Below are 8,758 nucleotides of genomic sequence, written 5' to 3'. Positions count from 1 at the left end.
GTCTACACGCTGCCCAAGCACCTGGACGAGAAGGTGGCCCGCCTCCACCTCGACGCCCTCGGCGTCAAGCTGACCACCCTGCGCCCGGAGCAGGCAGCGTACATCGGCGTCGACGTGGACGGCCCGTACAAGCCGGACCACTACCGCTACTGACCCACCGCCGCGCTCACGCCCGGCTCACGCCCCGTCGGCCCCCTCGGCCGCCGGGGCGTCCGTGCTGTCCAGGCCGACGGGGCTGAAGTCGGTTGCCCGGACGGTGAAGCCCTTGCGGGCGAAGAACAGCGCGTCCCGGCCGTGCCCGGCCCCAGCTCCAGAACGTCATGGGCCTGCGCTGCCCTGAACGCCGCGGCGGCCCGGACCGCGGGCTCGGACAGCTCCTCGCCGTACATGCCGGGGTCCGCCACGGTGGTCCCTCTTGTCTCTGTCTCCGGGGGAAGCCCAGAGCGGTCGCCGCCCGGTCAGGGCCGGTTTTCGCTCCGATGTTCCTCAGCCCCGGTTTCGGGCTTGGTGTAGAGGACTTCGCGGGCCTGCTCGGCGGCGCGGGCGAGGCTCTCGGAGACGAAGTCCAGGAAGCGGGCCACGTTCTCGAGGCGGGTGGCTGCCGGGGTGCCGGGGACGAGGACGCCGACGCCCTGCCGTGCGGTCTCGGCGACGTGGGCGGTGGAGCGGACGCTGGCCATCATGGACTGGTACCAGACGTCGTCGTCTATGACGTAGCGCTCGCGCCGGCGTTCGTCGCGTTCCCGGCGCACCATGCCCTGGCTGTCGAGGAACGCCACCGCCTTGGAGATGGACGCCGGGCTGACCTGGAGGCGCTGGACCAGCTCGGACGCGCTGAGGGCGCCCGAGTCGCTGATGCACAGGCAGGCCATCACCTTGGCCATCATCTTGGGCGTGCCCGACTGCATGAAGACGGTGGTGAGCGTCTCCTCGTACGCACGCACCGCCTCCGCGTCGCGCCCGTAGGCCTGCGGGGCGGCGCCCGGTTCCCGGGGCGCGGCCTGCCTGCGGCGGTGGGCGCGCTGTTCGGTGGCGCGGTGGGCGAGGTCGGCGCGGTAGCCGGTGGGGCCGCCGTTGCGCATGACCTCGCGCGTGATCGTCGAGGTCGGGCGGTCCAGGCGTCTGGCGATCTCCGCGTACGCGTGGCCGTCGGCCAGTCCCAGCGCGATCTGCTGGCGTTCCTGCTGGGTGAGCCTGCCTCCGGGCATCGCGGCCTCCTTCGTGGTGCGTGGTGTCCCAAGTATAGCGTTCACCTTCAGTTCATTGCAACGGATGACGTGGGGAGTGTTGCATTGAACTGTGGTCCATTGCAACGATTTATGTGATCTGACCTGCGTGTATGTAGATTCTGCGCAACGAACTTGTTGCCGTCTTCTTGAACGCAACGTAGCTTTTCCCTCGTTGGAAACGACGGGCCGAGGGGCCCGCGCCACATACGAAGGAGCGCACCACCATGCAGAAGTTCGCCACCGCCGCCCCGGTCTCCGCCGTCCTCGACATCCCCGCCGGGCGCATCCAGCTCATCGCCGCCGACCGCGCCGACGCCACCGTCGAGGTCCGGCCCGCCAACCCCGCCAAGAACCGCGACATCCAGACCGCCGAGCAGACCACCGTCACCTACGCCGACGGCGTCCTGCAGATCCGCACCCCCGAGCCCAAGAACCAGCTCTTCGGTTCCTCCGGCGCGGTCGAGGTCACCGTCCAGCTGCCCGCCGGCTCCCGTATCGAGGCCAAGAGCGCCGCATGCGAGCTCCGCGGCGTCGGCCGCCTCGGCGACATCGCCTTCGACGGCGCGTACCGGAGCATCAAGATCGACGAAGCGGCGAGCCTGCGCCTCACCGCGGTCGACGGCGACGTCGAGGTCGGCCGGCTGGGCGGCCCCGCGGAGATCAGCACCGCCCGGGGCGACATCCGGATCGCCGAAGCCGTGCGCGGCGCGCTCGTGCTCAGCACCCAGTCCGGCGACATCTCGGTCACCGCCGCCCGCGGGGTCTCCGCCTCCCTGGGCGCCGGCACCTCCTACGGCCGCATCGGCAACACCCTCAAGAACGACGGCACCGCCGAACTCGACATCCGCGCCACCACCTCGTACGGCGACATCACCGCCCGCAGCCTCTGAGCGCGCCCGCCCCGCTTAGCCCCGCTCGCCCGCCCAGCCTGCCGACAGGGAGCACCCCTCATGACCGACCTGGCCATCGCCGCGCACGGACTGCGCAAGTCCTATGGCGACAAGACCGTCCTCGACGGCGTCGACCTCGCCGTCCCCGAAGGAACCGTCTTCTCGCTGCTCGGCCCGAACGGCGCCGGCAAGACGACGACCGTCCAGATCATGTCCACCCTGATCCAGGCCGACGGCGGCACCGTCCGCATCGCCGGCCACGACCTGGCCCGCCGGCCGGACGACGTACGCGGCGCCATCGGTGTCACCGGCCAGTACTCGGCCGTGGACAAGCTCCTCACCGGCGAGGAGAACCTGCTCCTCATGGCCGACCTCAAGCACCTCTCCCGCAGCGAGGGCAGGCGCAAGGCCGCCGAACTCCTCGACCGCTTCGACCTGGTCGACGCGGCACGCAAGCCGGCCGGCACCTACTCCGGCGGCATGCAGCGCCGGCTCGACCTGGCCATGACCCTGGTCGGCGACCCCCGCCTGATCTTCCTGGACGAGCCCACCACCGGCCTCGACCCGCGCAGCCGCCGCTCGATGTGGGGGATCGTCCGGGAGCTCGTCGCCGGCGGGGTCACCATCTTCCTCACCACGCAGTACCTGGAGGAGGCCGACGAACTCGCCGACAGGATCGCACTCCTCGACCACGGACGGCTGATAGCCGAAGGCACCGCCGACGAACTCAAGCGGCTCATCCCCGGCGGCCACGTCCGGCTCGCCTTCACCGACACCCACCTGCTCGACGCGGCAAGCCGGCTCGTCGGCGGCGCAGCCACCGCCGACCCCGAGGCCCTCACCCTCCAGGTCCCGAGCGACGGCAGCGTCCGCACCATCCGCGAACTCCTCGCCCTCCTGGACGAACGCTCCGTCGAGGTGGCCGGGATGAGCGTCCACACCCCCGACCTCGACGACGTGTTCCTCACCCTCACCGGGCAGCAGACCGAACAGAAGGAGACCCTCCGATGAGCACCCTCGCCCTCGCCGCGCGCGACTCCTCCACCATGGTCCGCCGCCAGCTCAAGCGCCTGCTGCGCTACCCGTCGATGACGGTGCAGCTGATCGCGACCCCCGTCGTCCTGCTGCTGCTCTTCGTGTACGTCTTCGGCGGCACCCTCGGCGCCGGCCTCGGCGGCGGCCGCGAGGTCTACGTCAACTACGTGGTTCCCGGCATCCTGCTCATGGGCGCGGCCACCGCCGCCACCGGCACCGCCGTGATGGTCGCCACCGACATGACCGAGGGCATCATCGCCCGCTTCCGCACCATGCGGATCTCCCGCGCCTCGGTCCTCACCGGCCACGTCGTCGGCAGCGTCATCCAGCAGCTCATCGGCCTGGCCGCCATCATCGGCGTCGCCCTCGCCATCGGCTTCGACCCCAACGCCACCGCCGTCGAATGGCTGGCCGCCGCGGGGATGCTCACCCTGTTCGTCGTGGCCGTCACCTGGCTGTCGGTCGCCCTCGGCCTGAAGTCCCCGACCCCCGAGGCCGCCAGCAACGCCCCGATGCCGCTGATCCTGCTGCCCTTCCTCGGCAGCGGCTTCGTCCCGACCGACTCCATGCCGACCGCGATCCGCTGGTTCGCCGAGTACCAGCCCTTCACCCCGATCATGGAAACCGTCCGCGGCCTCCTCCTCGGCACCCCCATCGGCAACAGCGCCGCCATCGCGACCGCCTGGTGCGTCGGCATCGCCGCCGTCTCCTACCTCTGGGCCAAGAACACCTTCGACAAGGCCTGACCGTGCGCGGGCCGAACAGGGCCGTCAGACCACCGGGGTCTGACGGCCCTGAGCCATTTCCGGGTGTGCGCCGCCGCCGGTGACAAGGCCCTGCGATCGGGTCAGCCGTACATCGCCACGTGGAACAGACGCGCGAGCGCGTCGTCGATGGGATGGGGCTGCGGCCGGCCGGAGGAGTCGAGCCTGTTCCACCTCTGCATGTTCACCGCGACCGCCATCTGCCGCGAGCCGTCGGCGCGGGTCATGGCCAGTGCTCCACCGCCCCAGACCGTGCCGCCGTGGCCCCAGAAGGTGTCCTGGCCGGGAGCCGCCATCGGGTGCAGGCCGAGTCCGTAGTCGATCGTCTTCAGCTCTTGGGAGATGATCGGGACGGTCCGCTGCATCTGCTCCAGTGACCACGGGCTGACGATCTTCCCGGCCAGCAGCATGCCGTAGAAGCGGTTGAGGTCCGAGACGGTCGATACCAGCGAAGCCGACGGCCCCACCCACGACATGTCGAAGACGCTGTAGTCGCGCGGCGGGTCGATCATGCCGAACCACGCCTCGTAGAGCTGCGAATGCGGCCCGTCGACGTGCGGCCCGGAGGGGAATCCGGTGTCCCGGAGCCCCGCCCGCTCGATGACGTTACGGGTGATGTACCGCTCGGCCGTGGTGCCGGTCGCCTGTTCCAGGAGCTGGGCGAGGAGCAGGTAGTTGGTGTTGGAGTACACCCCCGGAGTGCCGCCCGGGGCGCCGACGGCAGGGGCGCCGACCCCCATGGCGATCAGTTCGAGGGGGTCGAAGCGGGTGAGCCGGTGGTCGTCCAGGCTCTGGGGCCCGGTGCGCGCGAGGTCCGGGTAGGCCTTGAGGGAGGGGTAGGCGTAGGGGAGGTACTCGGCGAGGCCGCTGGTGTGGTTGATCAGCATCCGCACCGTGATCGCGTCCCCGCGCTCGCCCGGAACCAGACGGGGAAGGTACCGGCCGATCGGGGTGTCGAGCCCGATCCGACCGCTCTCGACCTGTTGCAGCACCGCGGCGGCGGTGAAGGTCTTGGTGGTGCTGCCGACGCGGTGGCGCATGTCGGCGGTGACGGGGCGGCCGGTGTCGACATCGGCGACGCCGGCGGCGCCGCGCCAGACCCGGTCGCCGTCGCGCACCTCGGCGAACAGGCCCGGCATTCCGGCGCGGTGGACGTTTTCGAGGGCCGCGTCCAGCGCCGCGGAATCCAAGGAGTTCTTCACGTCATGCGTCCTTTCGCGTTCACGGAGTGAGCGATGTCCTCATTATGCACGCGGTGCGTGCAACACCAAGTGCATAAGTTAGGCTGGGTGTTGGCGAGAGGAGCAAGATGGCGGGCCGAAGGCGTTGGTCGACCGACGAGATCCTGGACGCGGCGGCGGAGCTGCTGCGCACGAGCGACGCGGAGTCGTTCAGCGTGCGCAAGCTGGCAGCGGCCCTCGGGACCGATTCATCCAGCCTCTACCGGCACTTCCGCAGCAAGACCGAACTGCTGCGCGCAGTCGCCGACCGGATCCTCCTGGCCGCCATGGAGGGCCACCGCCCCGAGGGCGACTGGAAGCAGCGCATCACGGCCCTGGCCCTGCGCCTGAGGGACGCCTTCGGCGGGCAGCCCCAGCTCGCCGCGGTCTGGGGACGGTACGCGTCGGGCGGCACCGGTTCCCGGCTGGTCATGGAAGAGGTGCTGCAGGCGCTGCGCGCGTCGGGACTGCCCGACGAGGAGATCCCGGCGCGCTACCACCGGCTCGCGGTCCTCATCGCCGCACTGATCGCCTCCGAGGCCGGCGTCAGCACGGTCACCGCGGAAGAGCGGGAACAGGGCATGGAGCTGTTCCGCGTGGCGGTACTGGGTGCCGACCCCGAACGCTTCCCGGCCCTGGCCCACTTCGCCCGCGAGGTCCGCCCCCTCGGGGCGGACCGCCGCACCGCGTTCGAGGACCTCCTCGCGGCCCAACTCGCCCACATCGAAGCCGCGGTCCGCTCGAGCCGGTGATTTCCGGCTGTCGGTCAGGGCCGTCGGGGATGCGGCCGGCGGACGGCCATGGGGGCGAGTCCGAGGTCGGCCAGTGCGGAGGCGCCGGTGGCGGTGTGCTCGCCCCCGGCCAGCAGCAGGGTGCGCGCCCACTGGTAGCGGCAGTCGGCCGCCTCGAACGCGGCCGCGGTGGCGAGCAGCCGCGGCAGATCGCCGTCGAGCAGTGCCTCCGCCCGGTCCACCAGGGCGGTGGCGACCGGGTTCCCGGCGACCACGGGCCGGGCGGCGGCGATCCGGTCCCGGGCGTCCGCTTGCCCGGCGAGGACCGCCGTCTCCGCCCGGAGCGCCGCGTACCAGTGCAGCCAGACCCAGCAGACCCACTTCCACACCTGCTCCGGTTCGGGCGCGACGCGCGCCAGGGCCGCGTGTGCGTCCCCGTGGTGGAGCAGGACCATGGCGTCGAAGACGGCGCCGTGGCCGTAGCGGTGGTCCTCCTTGCTGCCCGCCCGGTCGGTGAGCGCGAGCCAGGCCGCCCGGGCCTCGTGGTCGCCCCGCAAGCCGTGGACCATCGCGACGGACGCGGCGGCCGGACCGAGGGAGAACGACCGTGGCCGGCCGGCCTGCTCCCAGGCGTCGAGGAAGCGCACGCTGCCGGCGAGCACCTCGTCGGCACGGCCCGCGAAGGCGTCCGCGACCAGCAGCCAGGAGGTCGCGTGGTCGCCCAGCTCGGCCAGCTGCGGATGGCCCGCGAGTTCGCCGCCCCACCGGCGGGCCGCCGTCAGCTCGCCCGCGCCGACGGCGGTCGCGGCGGCCATGGCGAGGGCGTCGATCAGCTCGTGCGTCCGGGCGGGGGCAGTCGGCGCCGAGGCCAGGACGTCGATCCGGGCCCGGGCGGCGGCCGCGGCGGCGAAGGTCTCACCCGCCCAGCTCTGCGCGCCGGAGAGCGCGTCGAGCGCGGCGGACCGTGCCACCGGGTCGCCCGCGCGGCGGGCGAGTTCGACGGCCCGTTCGGCGCACGCGACGGTGTCCGGCGCGGTGTTGTCCGCAGCCCCCTGGACCGCTCCGAACGCGTCCGCGACCACGGCCGCCTCGGCCAGCGCGACGGCAGCCTCGGCGGCCGGGTCGTCGTCACCGGCCAGCCCGCGCGCCGCCGCGAGCAGGCCGGTCACCTCGTCCACGGGCGGAATCCGGCCGAACGTGCTGGAGAAGCGGTACGCGGCGGTGGCGGCGGCCGCCAGGTCGCGGGCGGCCCCGGCGGTGTCCCCGGCCCGTCGGGCGGCTTCGGCGGCGGCCCGGTGCAGGCGGTACATGTCGTCGCCGAGCCTGCGGCACCCGGCGACCCCGGCGGCCTGTCGCAATGCGGCGGTGGCGTCGGCGTCGGCGCCGGCCTCGGCAGCGAGCAGGGAGGCCTGCTCGTACCGCTGTTGGGCCTCGCCCAGCAGGTTGCGGGTGAAGGCCAGCTCGGCCATGGACAAGGCGAGACGGCACGCGTCCGCGCGCTGCTCCGGCCGGCCTGCGGCCCAGGCCAAGGCGGCCCGCAGGTCTTCCGCGACCGCGTCGAACCGGGCCCGCCAGTCCGAGCCGCCGCCTCCGGTGAGGCCGGCCGCACCGGCCAGGCACCAGGCCAGGTGGCGGGATCGGACATCGGTGAGCTCACCGGCGTCGGCGAGCCGCTCCGTGCCGTACTGGCGAAGGGTCTCCAGCGCCTGGTAGCGGGTGCCGGCCTCGGACGGTGTCACGGCGAGCAGGCTCTGCTCGGCGAGCCGGCCGAGCCCGTCGGCGACCGCGGCCGCCTCCAGCGGGGCGAACCCGGCCACCTCGGTTGCCGCCTCGGCGGTGAACGGGGCGACGAACGCCGACACCCGCCGCAGCAGTGCCCGGTCCTGCGGTTCGAGCAGGTCGTGGCTCCAGTCGAGGACGGCCCGCACCGACCGGTGCCTGCCGTCGGCACGGGGGCCGCCGGCGAGGATCCGGAGCTGGTCGGACAGTCCCGCCGTCAGTCCGTCCAGACCGAGCGTGGACCACCGCGCCGCCGCCAGTTCGATGGCCAGCGCCATGCCGTCGAGCCGTTCGCACAGGGCCGCGATCCGCTCGCGTTCCGCGGGAGCCGGGGCCCTGCCGACCGCCGCCGCCCGTTCCAGGAACAGCGCAACCGCCTCCGACTCGCCGCCGCCGACCCGCGACAGCGGCGGAACCGGGAAGACCCACTCGAACGGCACCATCAGCCGGGCCCGGCTGGTCGCGAGCACCCGTATCCCCGGGCAGGCCACGAGCAGCCGTTCCAGGAACGGCGCCACCCCGTCGCGCACCTGCTCGCAGTTGTCCAGTACCAGCAGGGCCTGACGGTCCGCCAGCGCCGCCACCAGCGCGTCGTCGATGCCGCGCCCGGGCTGCTCGCCGACGCCCACCGCCGCCGCGACCGCCGCGCCCACCCGCCCCGGATCGGTGACCGGGACCAGGTCGACGAACCACACCCCGTCGGCGAAGTCGCCGGCCACCCGGGCCGCCACTGCCAGCGCGAGACGCGTCTTGCCCACCCCGCCCAGACCGACGGCGGTCACCAGCCGGCGCTCCGTCACCGCCTCGGCCAGCTCCCCGCGTTCCCGGGTCCGGCCGACGAACGCCGTCAGCGGCGCCGGAAGCGCGGGTGCCGGGCGGCGCGGCTGCTCGGCAGGCGGCTGCTCGGCAGGCGTCGGTCGGGGGGCGCGCCGGGACAGCGCCCGCCGGTCCGGCACCTCCAACTTCCGCAGCAGCGAGGAGACGTGCGACTCGACCGTACGTACCGAGATGAACAGCCGCGCGGCTATCTCCGCGTTGCTCAGGTGCTCCCCGAGCAGCGCGAGCACGTCGGCTTCGCGGGCCGAGATCACTGGAGTGGACACCGGGTCA

General features: G+C 73.0%; 8 protein-coding genes. 5 read left to right on the top strand and 3 right to left on the bottom strand.

Annotation, left to right across the window (positions count from 1 at the left end; genetic code table 11):
• On the top strand, nucleotides 1-153 hold a 153-nt coding region (locus ABZ924_RS30900; RefSeq protein WP_361917010.1), incomplete at its 5' end, for an adenosylhomocysteinase.
• Between the two features lie 305 nt (nucleotides 154-458).
• Here the strand turns inward: ABZ924_RS30900 and ABZ924_RS30895 are convergent.
• Nucleotides 459-1,208: a helix-turn-helix domain-containing protein gene (locus ABZ924_RS30895; RefSeq protein WP_361917007.1), complete on the bottom strand. Its 750-nt coding sequence runs from the start codon at nucleotides 1,206-1,208 to the stop codon at nucleotides 459-461.
• Between the two features lie 245 nt (nucleotides 1,209-1,453).
• On the opposite strand from ABZ924_RS30895, the gene ABZ924_RS30890 reads away from it, so the two are divergent.
• The 3 genes from ABZ924_RS30890 to ABZ924_RS30880 are packed head-to-tail and all read left to right on the top strand — an operon-like array spanning nucleotide 1,454 to nucleotide 3,900.
• Nucleotides 1,454-2,119, top strand: a complete 666-nt coding sequence (locus ABZ924_RS30890; protein WP_361917004.1) for a DUF4097 family beta strand repeat-containing protein — start codon at nucleotides 1,454-1,456, stop codon at nucleotides 2,117-2,119.
• Nucleotides 2,120-2,179: 60 nt separating this feature from the next.
• Nucleotides 2,180-3,130 (top strand): ATP-binding cassette domain-containing protein, encoded by a 951-nt coding sequence (locus ABZ924_RS30885; RefSeq protein WP_361917001.1) that lies wholly within the window; start codon nucleotides 2,180-2,182, stop codon nucleotides 3,128-3,130.
• Nucleotides 3,127-3,900, top strand: coding sequence for an ABC transporter permease (locus ABZ924_RS30880; RefSeq protein WP_361916998.1), 774 nt, complete (start codon nucleotides 3,127-3,129; stop codon nucleotides 3,898-3,900). Before ABZ924_RS30885 ends, ABZ924_RS30880 begins: the two co-directional genes overlap by 4 nt.
• A gap of 101 nt (nucleotides 3,901-4,001) precedes the next feature.
• Here the strand turns inward: ABZ924_RS30880 and ABZ924_RS30875 are convergent, their stop codons facing one another.
• Nucleotides 4,002-5,120: a serine hydrolase domain-containing protein gene (locus tag ABZ924_RS30875; RefSeq protein WP_361916995.1), complete on the bottom strand. Its 1,119-nt coding sequence runs from the start codon at nucleotides 5,118-5,120 to the stop codon at nucleotides 4,002-4,004.
• 107 nt (nucleotides 5,121-5,227) lie between these two features.
• Here ABZ924_RS30875 and ABZ924_RS30870 point away from each other — a divergent pair, with 107 nt between their 5' ends.
• Nucleotides 5,228-5,890: a helix-turn-helix domain-containing protein gene (locus tag ABZ924_RS30870; RefSeq protein ID WP_361916992.1), complete on the top strand. Its 663-nt coding sequence runs from the start codon at nucleotides 5,228-5,230 to the stop codon at nucleotides 5,888-5,890.
• 14 nt (nucleotides 5,891-5,904) lie between these two features.
• On the opposite strand, the gene ABZ924_RS30865 is transcribed toward ABZ924_RS30870, so the two are convergent.
• Nucleotides 5,905-8,751, bottom strand: coding sequence for a LuxR C-terminal-related transcriptional regulator (locus tag ABZ924_RS30865; protein WP_361916988.1), 2,847 nt, complete (start codon nucleotides 8,749-8,751; stop codon nucleotides 5,905-5,907).
• Between the last annotated feature and the right edge of the window lie 7 nt (nucleotides 8,752-8,758).

Source organism: Streptomyces sp. NPDC046876, from assembly GCF_040645035.1.
Classification (GTDB): Bacteria; Actinomycetota; Actinomycetes; order Streptomycetales; family Streptomycetaceae; genus Streptomyces.
This window is presented reverse-complemented; position numbering and strand designations above follow the sequence as displayed.